18 protein-coding genes are annotated in these 17109 nt (G+C 65.5%); 10 read left to right on the top strand and 8 right to left on the bottom strand.

The features are described from left to right. Positions 1 to 24: 24 nt before the first annotated feature. Entirely contained in the window at positions 25 to 933 is a 909-nt protein-coding gene (locus CCOS864_RS14530; RefSeq protein WP_115087127.1) for a LysR family transcriptional regulator, read from the top strand. A 98-nt stretch (positions 934 to 1031) separates the two neighbouring features. Beyond that, positions 1032 to 1814: an AraC family transcriptional regulator gene (locus tag CCOS864_RS14535; RefSeq protein WP_115086944.1), complete on the top strand. Its 783-nt coding sequence runs from the start codon at positions 1032 to 1034 to the stop codon at positions 1812 to 1814. Here CCOS864_RS14535 and CCOS864_RS14540 read toward each other — a convergent pair whose 3' ends face one another. The 7 genes from CCOS864_RS14540 to CCOS864_RS14570 form a co-directional block, all read right to left on the bottom strand. Beyond that, positions 1815 to 3329 (bottom strand): MDR family MFS transporter, encoded by a 1515-nt coding sequence (locus CCOS864_RS14540; protein WP_115086945.1) that lies wholly within the window; start codon positions 3327 to 3329, stop codon positions 1815 to 1817. Further along, a complete protein-coding gene (locus CCOS864_RS14545) occupies positions 3319 to 4446 on the bottom strand; it encodes an HlyD family secretion protein (RefSeq protein ID WP_115086946.1) in 1128 nt (375 codons plus the stop codon). Before CCOS864_RS14545 ends, CCOS864_RS14540 begins: the two co-directional genes overlap by 11 nt. Next, the gene (locus CCOS864_RS14550; RefSeq protein ID WP_115086947.1) at positions 4443 to 5900 is read right to left on the bottom strand and encodes an efflux transporter outer membrane subunit; all 1458 of its coding nucleotides are present in this window, start codon (positions 5898 to 5900) and stop codon (positions 4443 to 4445) included. The genes CCOS864_RS14545 and CCOS864_RS14550 overlap by 4 nt, the downstream gene beginning before the upstream one ends. 105 nt (positions 5901 to 6005) lie before the next feature. After that, a complete protein-coding gene (locus tag CCOS864_RS14555; protein WP_115086948.1) occupies positions 6006 to 6878 on the bottom strand; it encodes an alpha/beta fold hydrolase in 873 nt (290 codons plus the stop codon). 17 nt (positions 6879 to 6895) lie between these two features. Then, positions 6896 to 7525 (bottom strand): LysE family translocator, encoded by a 630-nt coding sequence (locus CCOS864_RS14560; RefSeq protein ID WP_177414870.1) that lies wholly within the window; start codon positions 7523 to 7525, stop codon positions 6896 to 6898. A 98-nt stretch (positions 7526 to 7623) separates the two neighbouring features. Next, positions 7624 to 8214, bottom strand: a complete 591-nt coding sequence (locus CCOS864_RS14565; protein WP_115086950.1) for a 2-hydroxychromene-2-carboxylate isomerase — start codon at positions 8212 to 8214, stop codon at positions 7624 to 7626. Positions 8215 to 8261: 47 nt separating this feature from the next. Continuing rightward, complete coding sequence (locus CCOS864_RS14570; protein ID WP_115086951.1) at positions 8262 to 8993, bottom strand: SDR family oxidoreductase; 732 nt, start codon at positions 8991 to 8993, stop codon at positions 8262 to 8264. 91 nt (positions 8994 to 9084) lie between these two features. Here CCOS864_RS14570 and CCOS864_RS14575 point away from each other — a divergent pair, with 91 nt between their 5' ends. Next, positions 9085 to 9639 carry a TetR/AcrR family transcriptional regulator gene (locus CCOS864_RS14575; RefSeq protein ID WP_115086952.1) on the top strand — a complete coding sequence of 185 codons (555 nt, stop codon included), beginning with the start codon at positions 9085 to 9087 and terminating at the stop codon, positions 9637 to 9639. After that, complete coding sequence (locus CCOS864_RS14580; RefSeq protein WP_115086953.1) at positions 9626 to 10222, top strand: eCIS core domain-containing protein; 597 nt, start codon at positions 9626 to 9628, stop codon at positions 10220 to 10222. The genes CCOS864_RS14575 and CCOS864_RS14580 overlap by 14 nt, the downstream gene beginning before the upstream one ends. 1 nt (position 10223) lies before the next feature. Here the strand turns inward: CCOS864_RS14580 and CCOS864_RS14585 are convergent, their stop codons facing one another. After that, on the bottom strand, positions 10224 to 10820 hold the full coding sequence (locus CCOS864_RS14585) for a TetR/AcrR family transcriptional regulator (protein ID WP_115086954.1): 597 nt from the start codon (positions 10818 to 10820) through the stop codon (positions 10224 to 10226). A gap of 110 nt (positions 10821 to 10930) precedes the next feature. Here CCOS864_RS14585 and CCOS864_RS14590 point away from each other — a divergent pair, with 110 nt between their 5' ends. The 6 genes from CCOS864_RS14590 (at position 10931) to CCOS864_RS14615 (ending at position 17107) form a co-directional block, all read left to right on the top strand. Further along, positions 10931 to 11986, top strand: coding sequence for a sugar phosphate isomerase/epimerase family protein (locus tag CCOS864_RS14590; RefSeq protein ID WP_115086955.1), 1056 nt, complete (start codon positions 10931 to 10933; stop codon positions 11984 to 11986). A 27-nt stretch (positions 11987 to 12013) separates the two neighbouring features. Next, complete coding sequence (locus CCOS864_RS14595) at positions 12014 to 12880, top strand: alpha/beta fold hydrolase (protein ID WP_115086956.1); 867 nt, start codon at positions 12014 to 12016, stop codon at positions 12878 to 12880. Between the two features lie 92 nt (positions 12881 to 12972). After that, the gene (locus CCOS864_RS14600; protein ID WP_115086957.1) at positions 12973 to 14019 is read left to right on the top strand and encodes a class I SAM-dependent methyltransferase; all 1047 of its coding nucleotides are present in this window, start codon (positions 12973 to 12975) and stop codon (positions 14017 to 14019) included. Positions 14020 to 14178: 159 nt separating this feature from the next. Next, positions 14179 to 14769, top strand: a complete 591-nt coding sequence (locus CCOS864_RS14605) for an amino acid synthesis family protein (protein WP_115086958.1) — start codon at positions 14179 to 14181, stop codon at positions 14767 to 14769. Positions 14770 to 14795: 26 nt separating this feature from the next. Then, on the top strand, positions 14796 to 15629 hold the full coding sequence (locus tag CCOS864_RS14610) for an alpha/beta fold hydrolase (protein WP_115086959.1): 834 nt from the start codon (positions 14796 to 14798) through the stop codon (positions 15627 to 15629). Further along, positions 15626 to 17107 (top strand): aldehyde dehydrogenase, encoded by a 1482-nt coding sequence (locus CCOS864_RS14615; RefSeq protein ID WP_115086960.1) that lies wholly within the window; start codon positions 15626 to 15628, stop codon positions 17105 to 17107. The genes CCOS864_RS14610 and CCOS864_RS14615 overlap by 4 nt, the downstream gene beginning before the upstream one ends. Positions 17108 to 17109 lie beyond the last annotated feature (2 nt).

Consider the following 17109-nt stretch of genomic DNA (forward strand, 5'->3'; position numbering starts at 1 on the left):
CTTCAGCGTTCCATATGGAGAACACTGGTGGAAGACCTCAACGACCTTTACTACTTTGCCCAGGTGGTCGATCACAGCGGCTTCGCCCCGGCCGGTCGCGCCCTGGACATGCCCAAATCCAAGCTCAGCCGGCGCATCGCCGGGCTGGAAGAACGCCTGGGCGTGCGCCTGATCCAGCGCTCGACCCGGCACTTCTCGGTGACCGAAATCGGCCAGGCCTACTACCGCCATTGCGTGGCCATGCTGGTGGAAGCCGAAGGCGCCGCCGAGTTGATCGAGCGCAACCGCGCCGAGCCGCAAGGCATCGTGCGCTTGAGCTGCCCCACTGCCCTGCTGGATTTCTGGGTCGGGGCCATGCTCACCCGCTTCATGGTCCAGTGCCCGCTGGTGCAGTTGCATATCGAAAGTACCAACCGCCAGGTCGACCTGATCCAGGAAGGTATCGACATCGCCCTGCGCGTACGCGTGCCGCCACTGGAAAGCAGCGACCTGGTGATGAAGGTGCTGGCGCGTAGCACCCAATACCTGGTGGCCGCGCCCTCCTTGCTCGAGCGCCTGCCACAGCGCCCGGTGCCGGCTGACCTGAGCGCCCTGCCCAGCCTGCACTGGGGTTACCCGCAGCGCGATTACCACTGGCACCTGCTCGGCCCCGACGGCGCCCGTGCCAGCCTGCGGCACAACCCGCGGCTGGTGACCGATGACCTGATCGTCTTGCGCCAGGCGGCGGTGGCTGGCGTGGGGGTGGTGCATTTGCCGCTGGTGGTCATACGCGAAGAACTCGAAGCCGGGCGGCTGGTGCAAGCCACGCCGAACTGGGCACCGGAGTGCGGCGTGGTGCACGCGGTATTCGCCTCGCGGCGCGGGTTGCTGCCGTCGGTGCGCAGCTTGCTGGATTTTCTCGCGGCGGAGTTCGAGGCCAGTGATATCGCCTGACTGTGGGGGGCTGGCGTGCCGGCGATCGAGCGCGCAGCGGTCGCAGTCAACGCCCTTTTTGCTACCATCGCGCTTCCCGCTCAACACGGCCCTTGCTCATGTCGCCTGCCGCCCGCCAGGAAAAGCCCATCCTCACCCTGGCCGAAAACTACCGCCACGGCGAACGCATTGCCGCGCACTGCCACAACCGCGCGCAGTTGATCCATGCCCTGAGCGGGGTGATCACGGTCAATTCGCTGCAGGGCAGCTGGGTGGTGCCGCCCGGGCGTGGGGTGTGGGTGCCGAGCGCAGTCGAACACGACCTGAAGATGGCCGGAGCAGTACGCATGCGAACCCTGTTCATCGACCAGAAAGCCCGCACCGACCTGCCACAGGACTGCCAGGTGATCGACATCTCGCCGCTGCTGCGCCAACTGATCATCAGTGCCATGGACATTCCCGCCGACTACCCGCCCGGCGGTCGCGATGAGCGGGTGATGCAGCTGATCCTCGATGAGATCCGCGTGCTGCCGATCATGGCCCTGCATGTGCCCACCCCCCGCGACCCGCAGTTGGCCGAGCTGTGCCAGGCCCTGCGGGATGCCCCCAGTGAAGACTGGAACCTTGCCCGCGCCGCCCGCCTGATCGGCAGCAGCGCGCGCACCCTGACCCGCGCCTTTCAGCGCGAGACCGGCTTGAGCTTCATCCAATGGCTGCGGCGCATGCGCCTGCTGGCCAGCCTCGACTCCCTGGCCGCCGGGCATCCGATTCTTGATGTGGCGCTGGACCTGGGCTACGACAGCCCCAGCGCCTTCAGCGCCATGTTCCGCCGCACCCTGGGGGTTTCGCCCTCGGCCTATTTCGGCAAGGCCCAGGCCTATGGCACGGCACAGCCGGACTGATCAACCGTCCTTCTGGCGCAGCAGCAATGCAGCCAGGGCGCAGACGGCCAGGGCCAGGCAGGCCAGGTAGAAGGCATCCGAGTAGGCCATCAGGTAGGCCTGCTGGCGCACACTGTGGTCAATCAGGCTCAGCGTCTGCATCACCGCCGGCGACTGCACATCGACCAGCCCGTCCGGCAGGCGCTGCTGCAAGGCGCCATCGAACATCGTCAAGCCCTCGCCGATACGCTCGGAATGAAAACGCTCACGCTGGGACACCAGTTGCGTAAGCAACGCCGTGCCCACCGCGCCACCGAGGTTACGCAGCATCGAGATCAGCGCCGAGGCCGAGCCCGCCTGGGCCTTGTCCAGGCCTTTGACCGCCAGCACCGAGAGCGCCACCATGATCAGCGGCTGGCCGATACCGCGCACCACGGTAGAGGGGATGATCACGTTGGCGGCGGCATCGTCCGACAGGTGCGCCCCCAGCCAGCAGCCCAGGGCCATGATCGCGAAGCCACTGGCGACCAGCAGTTTAGCGTTGAGCCAGCGCATCAACCGCGGCAGCAACGGCGCCAACAGCAGCTGGACCATGCCGTAGGCGATCAGGCTGATGCCGATCTCGCGGGCGTTGTAACCCTGCACCAGCGACAAGTAGTTGGGCACCAAAAATACCAGGCCGAACGTCGCCGCGCCGAACACTGCCATGGCCAGGCTGGCGACGCCAAAGTTGTAGCTGGCCAGCAGACGCAGGTTGATGAACGGGCGATCCCCCCATAACTGCCGCTGGATGAACAGCGCCAGGGCAAAACCGGCAACCAGGCTGAAGGCGATGATGAACGAAGAATCGAACCAGTCCTTGCGCCCGCCCTCTTCCAGCACGATCTGCAACGCCCCCAGGCCCAGGGCCATGGCGGCGATGCCCAGCCAGTCGGCCTGGCGCAGCTTGCGCCGGTCCCCGGCCTGGGCGCCGATCGACCAGGCCACCGCCGCAATCAGCGCCACCCCCGGGAGCAACTGCAACAGGAAAATCCAGCGCCATGAATAAGCGTCGGTGAGCCAACCGCCAATCGACGGCCCGGCCGCCTGGGCAACGCTGTTGGACAGGCTGAACAAGGCCATGCCCAGGGGGATCTTGCTGGCCGGCAGTTCGGTGATGATCAGTTGCATCGACAGCGGAATCAGCACCGCTCCCGAGGCGCCCTGGATGACCCGGATGGCGATCATCGCCTGCAGGCTTGGCGCCAGGGCGCAACTGACCGAACTGAGCAGAAACACCACCGAGCCCACCAGCATTACCCGGCGCAGGGAGAACACCTGCACCAGCCAGGCGGTGAGCGGGATCATGGTAATTTCGGCGACCAGATAGGCCGTTGAGATCCACGAACCTTCCTCGAAACTGGCACCCAGCGCACCTTCGATCTCCGGCAAGGCGGCGCTGGTGACGTGCACGTTCATCCCGGCCATGAAGCAGCCGAACAAGCCGCCGATTACCGCCACCCAGGCGCGTAACGAGACCTTGTCTTCAACTGCCATGGCGAGCCTCGCGGGTATCGACCGTGGCGATCACCGACATACCGGGCAGCAGTTGCGCTTCACCGGCGGGCGGCGCATCGAGCTGGATGCGTACCGGGAAGCGCTGGACGATCTTGGTGAAGTTGCCAGTGGCGTTGTCGGGCGGCAGCAGCGCGAACACCGCGCCGGAGCCGGGCGACACGCTGTCGACGGTCCCCTGCCAGTGACGGCCAAACGTGTCGACTTCCAGGGTGACCCGCTGGCCGGGGCGCAAGTGCTCAAGCTGGGTTTCCTTGTAGTTGGCGACCACATAGGCCTGAGCCACCGGCACCACCGCCAGCAACGGCAAACCGGGGGTGACGTACTGCTGCTGGCGAACCTTGCGCTGGCCGACCACGCCATCGAAAGGCGCGCGAATCTCGGTGTCGGCCAGGGCATTCTCGGCCAGACCCAACTCCGCTTCGGCCTGCTCCAGCGCAGCCTGGCGCGAAGCCAGGTCGGCCCGAGCCTGTTGCCGCTGGCTGCTCAGCACCTGTTGCCGCGCCTGCTGGCGCTCAAGCTCGGCAGCGGCCCCGCGTAACAGCGCCTGGGCTTTGACCCGGCTGGCGGTGGCGCTTTCCAGGCGTTGGGCGCTGGCGGCTTGTTGCCCGGCCAGTTGCCGGTAGCGCTGCCAGTCGAGTTGCGCACGCCGGGCCTCGCCTTCACTGGCAGCGCGTTCGGCCTGGGCACGGGCGATGGCCTGGCGCTGCTCATCAAGTTGCGCGCCAAAGGTAACCAGGTGCGCCTGTTGTGCCTGCACTGCCGCTGCGCTGGCGGCCTGTTGCGCGCGGGCCTGGCGCAAGCGCTGCCGGTAGTCGCGATCGTCCAGGCGCACCAGCACGTCGCCGGCCTTGACCCTGGCGTTGTCGGCCACGCGCACCTCGGTGACATAGCCTGCCACCCGCGCGCTGACCGGTGCCCAGTCGGCACGCACATAGGCGTCGTCGGTCTGTTCAAAGAAGCGCGCGCTGCTCCACCAGTAACCGCCATAGGCCAGCACGGCCAACAACCCGGCAGCGCCGAGCACATGGATGGCTTGCCGGCGGCGGGTCAGTTTCACGCTGACAATCTGCGGATCAGGGCTAACGGCCTGGTTCATGGGCGGGCTCCGGTGTGCAAGGCAAGGGATCGAGGGGTGTGGACACGCTGCCAGCCGCCACCGAGGGCACGGAACAGCGCGACCTGGCGCTCCAGCAGGCGCAAGTCGGCTTCGGCCAGTTCGGCCTGCTGGCGGACCAGGGTGCGTTGACTGTCGAGCAGCTCCAGGCCATCCACGGCGCCGGCGTCCAGGCTCAGCCGGGCCAGTTCATAGGCGCGCTGGCTCTGGGCCGTGGCGCGGGCCAATGCCGCGCGCTGCTGGCGTTCTCCGGCATACAGCGCCAAGGCCTGCTCGGTGTCGCGCAAGGCTTCCAGCACCACGCTGTCGAAACGCGCCAGGGCACCCTCGCTGCTCGCTTGCGCTTGCTCGACCCGGGCATGGGCCTGCTCGCGGTTGGGAAAGCGCCAACTGATCAAGGGGCCGATGGCAAAGGTCAGCGCCTTGCTGTCACCCATCGCACCGAAGGATGCCGCTGAAGATTCCAGTGCCGCGCCAAAGTGCACCTGCGGATACAGTTCGGCTTTGGCGGTGTCGATCCGTGCCCGAGCGGCGAACAATTGGCGTTCGGCCTGGCGGATATCCGGGCGGCGTTGCAGCAGGCTCCAGGCGTCGCCCACTGGCAATGGCCGGGCAATGCTGGGCAGGCGCTGGCAATGGCTGGCCTGTTGATCCAGGTGTTGCGGCGGCTGGCCACTGAGTACCGCCAGCTCGAACAAGGCGGCCTGGCGCTGGCCCTGCAACCGGGGCAACAACGCGCGGGTCTGCTCCAGCAGGCTTTGCTGGCGGCTGACATCCAGCTCGGTGAGGACCCCGGCGGCTTGTTGCCGGCGCGTCAGGTCCAGGCTGCTTTGCAGCAACGCCACTGACTGCTGCTGCACCTCGCGGCGAGCGCCCAGGGCACACACCCGCAAATACGCACGCGTGGTTTGCGCCGCGACGCTGACCCGCAACAGGTCACGGGCGGCCTGCGCCGCTTCAGCATCGGCGCGGGCCGCAACGATGCCAGCGGCAACCCGGCCCCACAGATCAAGCTCGTAATCCAGGCCCCATTGCGCTTCATGCTTGAACTGGCTGTCCGCATGGCTGGCGGTGGCGTCTGCCAGGGTCTGGTCATCCCCATCACGGCCGTAGCGGTAGCCATAACCCAGCCGTGTGGTTGGCCAGCGCCCGGCGGCGGCACCACGCAGGCCGCCAAGCAACACCTGCACATTCGCCTGGGCAGCGGCCAGCTCGCGGTTATGCGCAAGGGCTGCGTTTACCAGGCGATCCAGCTGCGGGTCCTGGTACAGCGACCACCAATCCTGCGGTAACGCATCCGCACGCGTATCCGCGGTGCGGCTCAGCTCGACTGCAGGCCGCTGCGCCGCGGTCAGCACCCGGCCCTCGTCGAAATGACTACACGCACCGCTCAGCACGGCTCCCACGCACAGCAACGGCCAACGCGCCTGTCCCATGCTGCTTCTCCTGTTGTTGTCATTGGAGGAGCAGCTTAGGCAAAGGCGCGCTGTCGTTCGCTCGCGATAAGGCCAGCTATCGTCGCAAAATGGACAACAGCCAGATCAACCCAGCAGGAAGGCCTCGACCCGCTCACTGCACGCCGCCGGATCTTCCTGCATGAAGCAGTGCCCGCCCGGCACCTGGGTCGCGGTCACCTGGCGATTGACCTGGGCCCAGCGTTGTACCGATTGCGGCACGAAGGGATAGGTGGATTCGCCATAGAGCACCAGGCTCGGAGTGGCCACCTGGGTCAACGAAGCCCACATGCGCCGGGGGAAGGAGCTGAAGATTTCCACTTCACGGCTGGGCCGGCACTTGAGCACCACGCCTTCACCGCAATCGCCGATGGCGTGTTCGATATAGGACTGCAACGCCGATTCGCTCCAGCCCTTGAAGATCCCCCGCCCCTCCAGCGACGCCCGTGCCGTGCCGCGATCAGGCCAATGGCTGCGACGGGTGGCGGCCTTGCGTGCCAGGGCATGACGACGGTGCAGGCCGACCAGCGCGGCGGCCCCCATGATGCCCATCATCGCCCGGGTAAACAGCACCGGGTCGAGCAGCACCGCGCGCTGGAACAGCTGTGGCTGCTGCGCCAGCATCAAGCCGGTGAGCACCCCGCCAAAACTGTGGCCGACGGCAAAACGCGGCACCTCGCCGTACTCGCCACGGCCCGCTTCGAAGGCCTCGATGGCCAGCTGCGCAGTGCGATTCCAGCCAGCAAACGGGCCGCCATGGTCACTGTCGCCATGGCCCTGGACATCGCACAGCCATAGGTCGAACTGTTCGGCCAGGCGCGCCAGCAACGGCTGGTAGGCCAGGCAGCAAAAGCCGTTGCCGTGCAGAAAATGCAGCAACGGTTTGCCACTGGCCGGGGAGCGCCAGCCGCGCAGGGTGAAGCCAGCACTTGTGTCATGGGACCAGGGAATCAACTGCATGTGCCAGCGTACTCACGTCAGGAAAAACTCGATTCTACAAACAGCAAGGGGTACAGGGATATCACCAGCAGCGCCGCCATCAGCAAATTGAACAGCATCAGCCAGCGCGGGTTCTGCAGCACCGTGCGCAAGGCGCTGCCAAACATCACCCAGACGCACACGCTGGGCAGGTTGACCAGGGCGAACACGGTGGCGATGACGATGACGTTGGTGACGTAGCCCTGGGCCGGGGTGTAGGTGGTAATTGCGCCCACGGCCATGACCCAGGCTTTCGGGTTGACCCACTGGAATGCCGCCGCGCCCCAGAAGCCCAGGGGCTTGCGGCTGGCCGAGTCGCTGACCGACAGCGGCCCGGATGTGGCAATCTTCCACGCCAGGTACAGCAGGTAGGCGGCGCCGACATAGCGCAGCACGGTGTAGATCGGCGGGTAGGCCTTGAACACTTCGCCCAGGCCGAAACCCACCGCCAGGACCATGACCATGAAGCCCACGCTGATGCCCAGTGCATGGGGAATCGAACGGCGCACGCCGAAGTTCACTCCGGAGGCCAGCAACATGGTGTTGTTGGGCCCCGGGGTGATCGAGGAAACGAAGGCGAACAGTACGAAGGCAGTGATCAGGTCCAGTGAGCTGAGCATGGCAGGCATCCGGTTTTTTTATTGGGCTGCACTGACACTATCGGAGTCCCGACCCGCCTCGACCATACAGTTAGTGAAAATAATGCCGCTACACTTGACTGTCCTGCTTAGCCCAACGCTTCCACTACGAACTCCAGGCGGTCCTGGCCGAAGAACATCTGCTCGCCGACAAAACACGTGGGGGCACCGAACACGCCTCGGCGCACCGCTTCTTCAGTCGCATCCTTGAGCGCGGCCTTGACCTCGGGCTCGGCCGTCCAGGCCTGGTACTGCTCGGGGTCGAAACCGGCCGCTTGCAGCACACCCGCCAATACCTGCAGGTCGCCAAGATTACGCTGCTGCACCCACAGGGCCTGGAACATCGCACTCAGGTAAGCCTCGAAACGCTGCGGTTGATAGCGCTGCACGGCAACGGTGCCGCGCATCAGGCCCAGGGTATTGATCGGAAAACCCGGTGGCAACGCCAGGGTCACGCCATAGCGCTTGGCGTAGCGCTGAAAGTCGACGAACACATGCCGGGCCTTGGCCGGCACCATCACCGGCGAGGCATTGCCGGTGGCCTGAAACACCCCGCCCAGCAACATCGGCCGGTACACCAGTTGCGCATCGTGCCGGGCGCAGAGGCTTGGCAGTTGGGTCCAGGCCAGGTAGCTGGCCGGGCTGCCCAGATCAAAGAAGAATTCGACAGTCTTGCTCATGTGCAGCAGTTCCTTTCTTGTTGTTATACGGGTTGTTGTGAGAGGGCTTACCAGCGTTCCATCCACGGCCGCAGGTCGAGTTCGAAGGTCCAGGCATCGCGGGGCTGGCTGTGCAGGAACCAGTAGCTGTCGGCGATATGCTGCGGGTCGAGAATGCCGTCCTGGTCCTTGAGTGCATAGCGCTCGGGGAAGCTGTCGCGGATGAACGCGGTATCGATGGCTCCGTCCACCACCACATGGGCGACATGAATATTGCGCGGCCCAAGCTCGCGGGCCATGCTCTGGGCCAGGGCGCGAATGCCATGCTTGGCGCCGGCGAAGGCGGCAAACCCGGCAGCGCCGCGCAAGCCGGCGGTGGCACCGGTAAACAGGATAGTCCCGCGCTCACGGGTGACCATGCGCCGCGCGACGGCCTGAGCGGTCAAGAAGCCGGCGAAACAGGCCATTTCCCAGATCTTGAAGTACTTGCGCGCGGTCTCGTCGAGAATGCTGCAGGGCACATTGGCGCCGATGTTGAAGACAAAGGCTTCGATCGGGCCGAGGGTGCTTTCGATCTCCTCAACCAGCGCGGCCACCTCCTCTTCCTTACGCGCGTCCGAGGCAAAACCATGAGCCTCGCCGCCGGCGGCGCGGATCTCATCCACCAGCGGCTGCAGCTTGTCGGCACTGCGCCGGGTCACACAGGCGACATAACCTTCGCGGGCAAAACGCTTGGCAATCGCGCCGCCGGTTGCATCGCCGGCCCCTACCACCAGTACCACCTTCTTGCCTTGGGTCATCTGTCGCCTCCATTAGTAAACGATCATTTAGTAAACGAACGCTATGCTATGATTCAGGCTTCGTCAAGCCAGCCCTGCGGAGATTGCCGGCGTGCGCTATTCCACCCAGCACAAGGAACAAACCCGGCAAAAGTTGCTGGAGAGCAGCGGCGCCCTGGCCAAGCGCGGCGGCTTCGCTGCCACGGGTGTGGCCGGGCTGATGAAGGCCATCGGCCTGACCGGTGGCGCTTTCTACAACCACTTCCCGTCCAAGGACGACCTGTTCAGCGAAGTGGTACGCCGCGAGCTGTCCCAGAGCCCCATCGCCCAGCAGCCGATGAACCGTGCGCGGCTGGAGCGCTGCCTGGATCAATACCTGAGCATGGCTCATCTGCACAATGTCGAAGGCGGTTGCGCGATACCAACCCTGGGCGCGGAAATCGCCCGTGCCGAGCAACCGGTGCGTGCAGAAGCCGAACACTGGCTGTGCAGCCTGCAGCAAGCCTGGGCGCAAACCCTCGAAGACCCGGGCCTGGCCTGGGCGCTGATCAGCCAGTGCGTGGGCGCACTGGTGATTGCGCGCATGCTCGCCAGCGAGCCGATTCAGGAACAGGTGCTCAAGGCCTCCCGCGACTTTATTGCCGGGGCTTTGCATGAAGCCTCTTGAGTCGCTATTGCTGAGCTTTGCCCTGACTGCCCCGCTCACCGCCCTCGCCGCCTGCCCGGCCGGCCAGTACGAAATCTGCCTGGGCAGTTGCATCTGCTCGCCCATCGACCCGGGCCAGGCCGGCACCGTGCTCGACGACCTCGGGCGCATGGCCAGCAGTTCCCTGGCCCTGGCCTTGCAGCAGGCGCGCGATACTGCGGCGGCCGGCACGGTGCTGCCGATCCCCCTGCACATCCGCGCCCAGCTCGAACCGTTCTATGACTTCCAGGTGCTCGACGCGGCGCGCTACAAGGTCGGCGATCAACAGGCCCTGGACAGCGCCAATGCCCTGCTGCAGAACCCCGACGTCAACGCCGTGACCCTGATCGACATCATCGTCTTTCGCAACGAAGCCGACGCCCAGGACAACGTCGCGCTCTGGGCCCACGAACTGCACCATGTGCAGCAGTACCAGCAATGGGGAGTGGCGGAGTTCGCCCGGCGCTACTCGCGCGACTTCGACGCCGTCGAAACGCCGGCCTACGAAATCCAGGCAAAGGTCAGCAAGGCCCTGCGTGAGCGGGCCTCCGGCCAGGCGCGCTGAATCAGGCCTGGGCCGCGCGCAGTGCGCTTAGTGCCGGTTTGATCATCGCCTGCAGGCGCGCCGTGGCAATGCCGTCGCGGGCCTGGATGGCAATGCCGTGCAGCAAGGTGGCGAACAGGTCGCCCAGTGCCTGCGGATCGGCATCGGCCTTGAGCTCGCCACGCCCATGGGCCTGCTGCAGCAAGTCGATGATCGACTGGGTGCGCTGGCGGCGCAGCTCGCTCATCCAGTCGAGCACGCCGCTGATATCCGGCCCGCCGCTGGCGGTCGATGACACCGCCAGGCAACCGCGCGGGCCGTCCGCCGCGGTGTAGGTGGCGATGGCCTCAAGGAGGATTTGCTCCACGGCCTGGCCCACTGCCAGGTCGCGGTGGATGACCCGCTCGGCAAAGCCGCCCTGCTCGGCCAGGTACAGCGCCACCACTTCGCGAAACAGCTGCTCCTTGCTGCCAAAGGCGGCGTAGATGCGCGCCGAGGCAATGCCTAGGGCACTGACCAGCAGGGCCATCGAAGTGCCTTCGTAACCGTATTGCCAGAAGGTCGCCAGGGCCTTGTGCAAGGCCTGGTCGCGATCGAATTCCCGGGGACGTCCGGCCATGGGTTGTGTGTCCATCAAATCAGGTGTGGCGGATTCTACCCTGCAAAACAGTTGACGCAAGCCTGTTGCCGACCTATTGTTTGTCGATCGACAAACAATAGGAAGTCACCATGCGTACCCTCAAAGGACCCAGCCTGCACCTGGCCCAGTTCAGCGCTGAGCAAGCCCCTTTCAACAGCCTCCCCGAGATCGCCCGCTGGGCGGCCGGCCATGGTTTCAAGGCCTTGCAGGTGCCGGCCTGGGACCGGCGCCTGATTGACCTGGAACTGGCTGCCGAAAGCCAGGGCTACTGCGATGAGCTGCGTGGCATGCTCGCCGAGCACGGCCTGCAGGTCAGCGAGCTGAGCACCCATCTGCTCGGCCAGCTGGTCGCGGTACACCCGGCGTACGACGCCCTGTGCGACAACTTCGCCCCGCCGGCCCTGCACGGCAAACCCCAGGCGCGCACGGCCTGGGCGCTGGAACAATTGCACCTGGCAATCAAGGCCTCGCAACGCCTGGGCCTGACCGACATGGGCACGTTCTCCGGCTCGCTGGCCTGGCCTTACCTGTTCCCCTTCCCGCAGCGCCCGGCCGGCCTGATCGAGGCGGCCTTCGAAGAGCTGGCGCGGCGCTGGCGGCCGGTCCTCGATGCCTGCGAAGACCATGGCATCAACCTCTGCTACGAGATCCACCCCAGTGAAGACCTGCACGACGGCAGCAGCTTTGAACGCTTCCTCGACCTGGTGGATCAGCACCCGCGCTGCAACCTGCTGTTCGACCCCAGCCATTTCGTCCTGCAGCAACTGAACTACCTGGACTACCTGGACATTTACCACGCGCGCATCCGCATGTTTCACGTCAAGGATGCCGAGTTCAACCCAACTGGCCGCCAGGGCACCTACGGCGGTTACTGCGACTGGACCGAGCGGGCCGGACGCTTCCGTTCCCTGGGCGACGGCCAGGTCGATTTCAAGGCGATCTTCTCCAAGCTGGCGCAATACGACTTCCCCGGCTGGGCCACCCTGGAATGGGAGTGCTGCCTCAAGGATCAGGAAGACGGCGCCCGCGAAGGCGCAGCGTTCATCCGTGAGCACATCATCCAGGTCACCACTCGCACCTTCGACGACTTTGCCGGCGCGCCGGTCGACCCGCAACAGATCCAGACCCTGCTGGGCCTGGTTTGAATGCCCTTTTCACATGGAGTGCAACACATGTCAGCAACCCCCGAAACCGACTTCGAACATCGCTACCTGATCCTCGAGCCTGGCCGCCGCCTGCACTGCGTACAACTGGGCAGTGGCCAGCCGGTGCTGCTGATCCCGGGCTGGCCGCAGACCTGGTACACCTGGCGGCATGTGATGAAAGCCCTGGCCCGCCAGGGTTACCAGGCCATTGCCGTCGACCTGCCGGGCACCGGCCTCTCCGACCCGGCCGCCGAAGGCCATGACACCGGCAACATCGCCGCGCTGCTGCACCGGGCCATGGGCCAACTGGGCCACCAACGCTACCGGCTGGCGGGCCACGACGTGGGCATGTGGGTCGGTTATGCGCTGGCCAGCGATTACCCCGACGCGGTCAGCCAACTGGTGCTCAGCGAGGCGGTGATTCCGGGCCTGGCCGAGGCGCCGCCGATCTTTGTCAGCGCCGAGCAGAACATTTTCATCTGGCACTTCTTGTTCAACCAGTTGCAGGACTTGCCCGAAGCCTTGATCAGTGGCCGTGAGGACCGCTACCTGACCTTCATGTTCGAGCGCTGGGCGCACCATGTCGACCGCGTTGCCGTCGATACCTACATCAAGGCCTACAGCAAGCCCGGCGGCTTGAGTGGCGGGCTGGCCTACTACCGCTCGATCAGCCAGACCATCGCCCAGAACCGCCAGCGCGCCGGCAAACGCCTGAACATGCCAGTGCTGGCCATCGGCGCCGAGCATGCTACCGGCGAGGTGCCGTTGCAGACCTTGCAAGCCCATGCCGACAACCTGCGCGGCAGCGTCATCGCCGACTGCGGGCACTTCGTCATGGAAGAAGCGGACGAAGCGTTCAGCGCACAAGTGCTGGCGTTCTTCGAAGCGAACTAGACTTAAGAGTTGCCCCCGCAACACATTGGCCCGAGGTTGCCGGCCCCGCTGGCAACCCCGTTGACGTTGGACTTCTTGCAGGAGAACACGCAATGGACGAAGCCAGACTCAATGACTTCATGGGCAAGCTGGTCACCGACATGGGTGCCGCGGCCATGCTTGCCAACCTGATCCTCGGCGATGAGCTCGGTTTGTACCGGGCCATGGCCGACAGCCAATTCATCACACCCGAACAACTGGCCGACAAGACCGGCTGCAATCCCCGCCTGCTGCGCGAATGGCTGAGCGCCCAGGCCGCTTCCGGCTACATGGAACACAGCGATGGGCGCTTTCGCCTGCCGGAAGAACAGGCCATGGCCCTGGCCATCGAAGACTCACCGGTGTATGTCGCTGGCGGTGCCTCGGTGATTGCCGCGCTGTTTCACGACAAAGACAAACTGGTTGCCGCCATGCGCGGCGATGGTGCCCTGGCCTGGGGCGATCATCACCCGTGCATGTTCAGCGGCACCGAGCGCTTCTTCCGCCCTGGTTACCGCGCCCATCTGGTGGCCGAATGGCTGCCGAGCCTGACCGGCGTGATCGACAAACTGCAGGCCGGGGCCAAGGTCGCCGATGTCGGCTGCGGCCATGGCGCCTCGACGGTGATCATGGCCCAGGCCTTCCCGGCCTCGCGCTTCAGCGGCTTTGACTACCATGGCCCATCGATCAGCATCGCCAGCGAACGTGCTGCCGAAGGGGGCGTGACCGAACGCACGGAGTTTGTCCAGGCCAGCGCCAAGAACTTCCCCGGCAACGACTACGACCTGATCTGCTACTTCGACTGCCTGCACGACATGGGCGACCCGGTCGGCGCCGCCCGGCATGCCTATGAGTCGCTGAAAGCCGACGGCACGGTGCTTTTGGTCGAGCCGTATGCCAACGACACCCTGGATGAAAACAGCACGCCGGTCGGGCGGCTGTTCTATGCCGCCTCGACCTTTATCTGTACGCCGAACTCGCTGTCTCAGGAAGTTGGCCTGGGGCTGGGTGCACAAGCGGGTGAAGGCAGGCTGCGAGCGGTGTTCGAGGAAGCCGGGTTCAAGCGCTTTCGCCGGGCGACCGAGACGCCGTTCAATTTGATCCTCGAAGCGCGCAAGTAAGCGCTGATCGCGGGTCAAGTCGACTCGACTTGCCCCGCGATGCTTTTCTACCTCCCACCCGTCCCCCAGGCAGAGAAATTTGCAGCAAGCCCTTGCGCGTCAAATATTATGGTATACCATCAGACAACAAGACCAACCCACCCTGCACGGGAGCTGCTAATGAGTTTCGAAATCCGCAAGATCGTCACCTACACCGAACAAACCCTGATTGAAGGCGGCAAGGCCACCGACAAGCCGGTGACCATGGTCGGCCTGGCTGTGGTGATCAAGAACCCGTGGCTGGGTCGCGGTTTTGTCGAAGACTTGAAGCCAGAGATTCGCGCCAACTGCTCGGACCTCGGTGCGCAGATGGTCGAGCGCCTGTGCGCGGCCATCGGTGGTGCCGACAAGATCGAGGCTTACGGCAAGGCCGCCGTGGTCGGCGCCGATGGCGAGATCGAACACGCCTCGGCAGTGATCCACACCCTGCGCTTTGGCAACCATTACCGCGAAGCGGTCCAGGCCAAGAGCTACCTGAGCTTCACCAACAAGCGCGGCGGCCCTGGCACCTCGATCCAGATCCCGATGATGCACAAGGACGACGAAGGCCTGCGCTCGCACTACATCACTCTGGAAATGCAGATCGAAGACGCCCCGCGTGCCGACGAGATCGTCGTGGTGCTCGGTTGCGCCGACGGCGGCCGCCTGCACCCGCGCATCGGCAACCGCTACATCGACCTGGAAGAGCTGGCCGCTGAAAAAGCGCAATAACAATAATTACGCCCTAGGAGCGACCGATGATTCAGCCTGTTGCTGAACGCACCCCGGCCGGCACCAGTTACCTGGCGACCGGCCAAGGCCAACCCGTGGTCCTGATCCACGGCGTGGGCCTGAACAAAGAAATGTGGGGCGGGCAGATTGTTGGCCTGGCCAGCGATTACCGGGTCATTGCCTACGACATGCTCGGCCACGGCCAGAGCCCGCGTCCGGCATCCGGCACCGGCCTGCCCGGCTATGCCGCGCAACTGGCCGAGCTGCTCGAGCACCTGCAAGTGCCTCAGGCAACCATCATCGGCTTCTCCATGGGCGGCCTGGTGGCCCGCGCCTTCGCCCTGCATTACCCACAGCGCCTGGCCGCGCTGGTGGTGCTCAACAGCGTGTTCAACCGCAGCGCCGAACAGCGCGCCGGGGTGATCGCACGCACTGCCCAGGCGGCCGAACACGGCCCCGACGCCAATGCCGAAGCAGCCCTGGCACGCTGGTTCAGCCGCGAATACCAGGCGGCCAACCCGGCGCAGATCGCCGCTATTCGCCAGATCCTGGCCAGCAACGATCCGCAGGGTTACCTGACCACCTACGAACTGTTCGCCACCCAGGACATGTACCGCGCCGATGACCTGGCGAGCATCCAGGTGCCAACCCTGATCGCCACCGGCGAATGGGACCTGGGCTCGACCCCGGACATGACCGTGCAACTGGCCCAGCGCATTCCCGGGGCCCAGAGCGTGGTGCTGGCCGAGCAACGGCATATGATGCCGGTAGAGTCGCCGCGCCTGGTCAACCAGATGCTCCTGGACTTTCTCGGGCACGCCCGAACCCTCTCCGATTCAGCCAAGGGGATCGTTGCATGACACTTGTACCCTTCCAGATGTGCATCGACGGCCAGTGGCGCGATGCCGTCAGCGGCAAGACCTTCGACAGCCTCGACCCGTCCACCGCGCAAGCCTGGGCGCAGCTGCCCGATGCCGCTGAAGCCGATGTCGAACTGGCGGTACAGGCCGCGCAAAAAGCCTTCGAAAGCCCCGCCTGGCGTGGCATCACCGCCACCGCCCGGGGCAAGCTGCTGCGCCGCCTCGGCGACCTGATCAGCGACAACAAAGAGCGCCTGGCCCAGCTGGAAAGCCGCGACAACGGCAAACTGATCCGTGAGACCCGCGGCCAGGTCGGCTACCTGCCGGAGTTTTTCCACTACACCGCGGGCCTGGCCGACAAGCTTGAAGGCGGCACCCTGCCGCTGGACAAGCCCGACCTGTTTGCCTACACGGTGCACGAGCCGATCGGCGTGGTGGCGGCGATCATTCCCTGGAACAGCCCGCTGTACCTGACCGCGATCAAGCTGGCACCGGCCCTGGCAGCCGGCAACACCATCGTCATCAAGCCGTCCGAGCATGCCTCGGCGACCATCCTCGAACTGGCGCGCCTGGCCCTTGAGGCCGGCTTCCCGCCGGGGGTGGTCAACGTCGTCACCGGCTACGGCCCGAGCACCGGCGCCGCCCTGACCCGCCACCCGCTGGTGCGCAAGATCGCCTTCACCGGCGGCGCCGCCACCGCCCGCCATGTGGTGCGCAGCAGCGCCGAGAACTTCGCCAGGCTGTCGCTGGAGCTGGGCGGCAAGTCGCCGAACATCATCTTCGCCGACGCCGACCTGGACAGCGCCATCAATGGCGCGGTGGCCGGCATCTACGCCGCCTCCGGGCAGAGCTGTGTAGCCGGCTCGCGCTTGCTGGTGCAGGACGAGATCTTCGATGAGTTCGTCGAGCGCCTGATCGAACGCGCCAAGCGCATCAAGATCGGCAACCCGCAGGATGAAAGCAGCGAAATGGGCCCGATGGCCACCGCCCAGCAACTGGCCGTGGTCGAAGGCCTGGTAGCGGCGGCCAAGGCCGAGGGCGCCAAACTGCGCCTGGGCGGCCAGCGCGCCGAGGTCGAAGGCGCTGGCTGGTACTACCAGCCGACCCTGTTCGAATGCGACAGCCACTCACTGAAGATCATGCAGGAAGAAGTCTTTGGCCCGGTGGCGGCGGTGATCCGCTTCAAGACCGAGGCCGAGGCCCTGGCCATGGCCAACGATTCGCAGTTCGGCCTTGCCGCCGGCATCTGGACCCGCGACCTGGGGCGGGCCCATCGCCTGGCCCGGGACGTGCGTTCGGGGATCATCTGGGTCAACACCTACCGTGCGGTGTCGGCCATGGCACCGATCGGCGGTTTCAAGAACAGCGGCTACGGCCGTGAAAGCGGCATCGATTCGGTGCTGGCGTATACCGAGCTGAAAACGGTGTGGATCAACCTCTCCACCGCGCCCATGCCCGACCCCTTTGTCATGCGTTAGGA

Source organism: Pseudomonas wadenswilerensis (genome assembly GCF_900497695.1).
In the GTDB taxonomy this organism is placed as follows: Bacteria; Pseudomonadota; Gammaproteobacteria; order Pseudomonadales; family Pseudomonadaceae; genus Aquipseudomonas; species Aquipseudomonas wadenswilerensis.

What these genes read in the sequence shown, in the direction of transcription:
- CCOS864_RS14535 (WP_115086944.1), top strand. Translation starts at nt 1,032, where the DNA reads ATGTCGCCTGCCGCCCGCCAGGAAAAGCCCATCCTCACCCTGGCCGAA.
- CCOS864_RS14540 (WP_115086945.1), bottom strand. Translation starts at nt 3,329, where the DNA reads ATGGCAGTTGAAGACAAGGTCTCGTTACGCGCCTGGGTGGCGGTAATC.
- CCOS864_RS14545 (WP_115086946.1), bottom strand. Translation starts at nt 4,446, where the DNA reads ATGAACCAGGCCGTTAGCCCTGATCCGCAGATTGTCAGCGTGAAACTG.
- CCOS864_RS14550 (WP_115086947.1), bottom strand. Translation starts at nt 5,900, where the DNA reads ATGGGACAGGCGCGTTGGCCGTTGCTGTGCGTGGGAGCCGTGCTGAGC.
- CCOS864_RS14555 (WP_115086948.1), bottom strand. Translation starts at nt 6,878, where the DNA reads ATGCAGTTGATTCCCTGGTCCCATGACACAAGTGCTGGCTTCACCCTG.
- CCOS864_RS14560 (WP_177414870.1), bottom strand. Translation starts at nt 7,525, where the DNA reads ATGCCTGCCATGCTCAGCTCACTGGACCTGATCACTGCCTTCGTACTG.
- CCOS864_RS14565 (WP_115086950.1), bottom strand. Translation starts at nt 8,214, where the DNA reads ATGAGCAAGACTGTCGAATTCTTCTTTGATCTGGGCAGCCCGGCCAGC.
- CCOS864_RS14570 (WP_115086951.1), bottom strand. Translation starts at nt 8,993, where the DNA reads ATGACCCAAGGCAAGAAGGTGGTACTGGTGGTAGGGGCCGGCGATGCA.
- CCOS864_RS14580 (WP_115086953.1), top strand. Translation starts at nt 9,626, where the DNA reads ATGAAGCCTCTTGAGTCGCTATTGCTGAGCTTTGCCCTGACTGCCCCG.
- CCOS864_RS14585 (WP_115086954.1), bottom strand. Translation starts at nt 10,820, where the DNA reads ATGGCCGGACGTCCCCGGGAATTCGATCGCGACCAGGCCTTGCACAAG.
- CCOS864_RS14590 (WP_115086955.1), top strand. Translation starts at nt 10,931, where the DNA reads ATGCGTACCCTCAAAGGACCCAGCCTGCACCTGGCCCAGTTCAGCGCT.
- CCOS864_RS14595 (WP_115086956.1), top strand. Translation starts at nt 12,014, where the DNA reads ATGTCAGCAACCCCCGAAACCGACTTCGAACATCGCTACCTGATCCTC.
- CCOS864_RS14600 (WP_115086957.1), top strand. Translation starts at nt 12,973, where the DNA reads ATGGACGAAGCCAGACTCAATGACTTCATGGGCAAGCTGGTCACCGAC.
- CCOS864_RS14605 (WP_115086958.1), top strand. Translation starts at nt 14,179, where the DNA reads ATGAGTTTCGAAATCCGCAAGATCGTCACCTACACCGAACAAACCCTG.
- CCOS864_RS14610 (WP_115086959.1), top strand. Translation starts at nt 14,796, where the DNA reads ATGATTCAGCCTGTTGCTGAACGCACCCCGGCCGGCACCAGTTACCTG.
- CCOS864_RS14615 (WP_115086960.1), top strand. Translation starts at nt 15,626, where the DNA reads ATGACACTTGTACCCTTCCAGATGTGCATCGACGGCCAGTGGCGCGAT.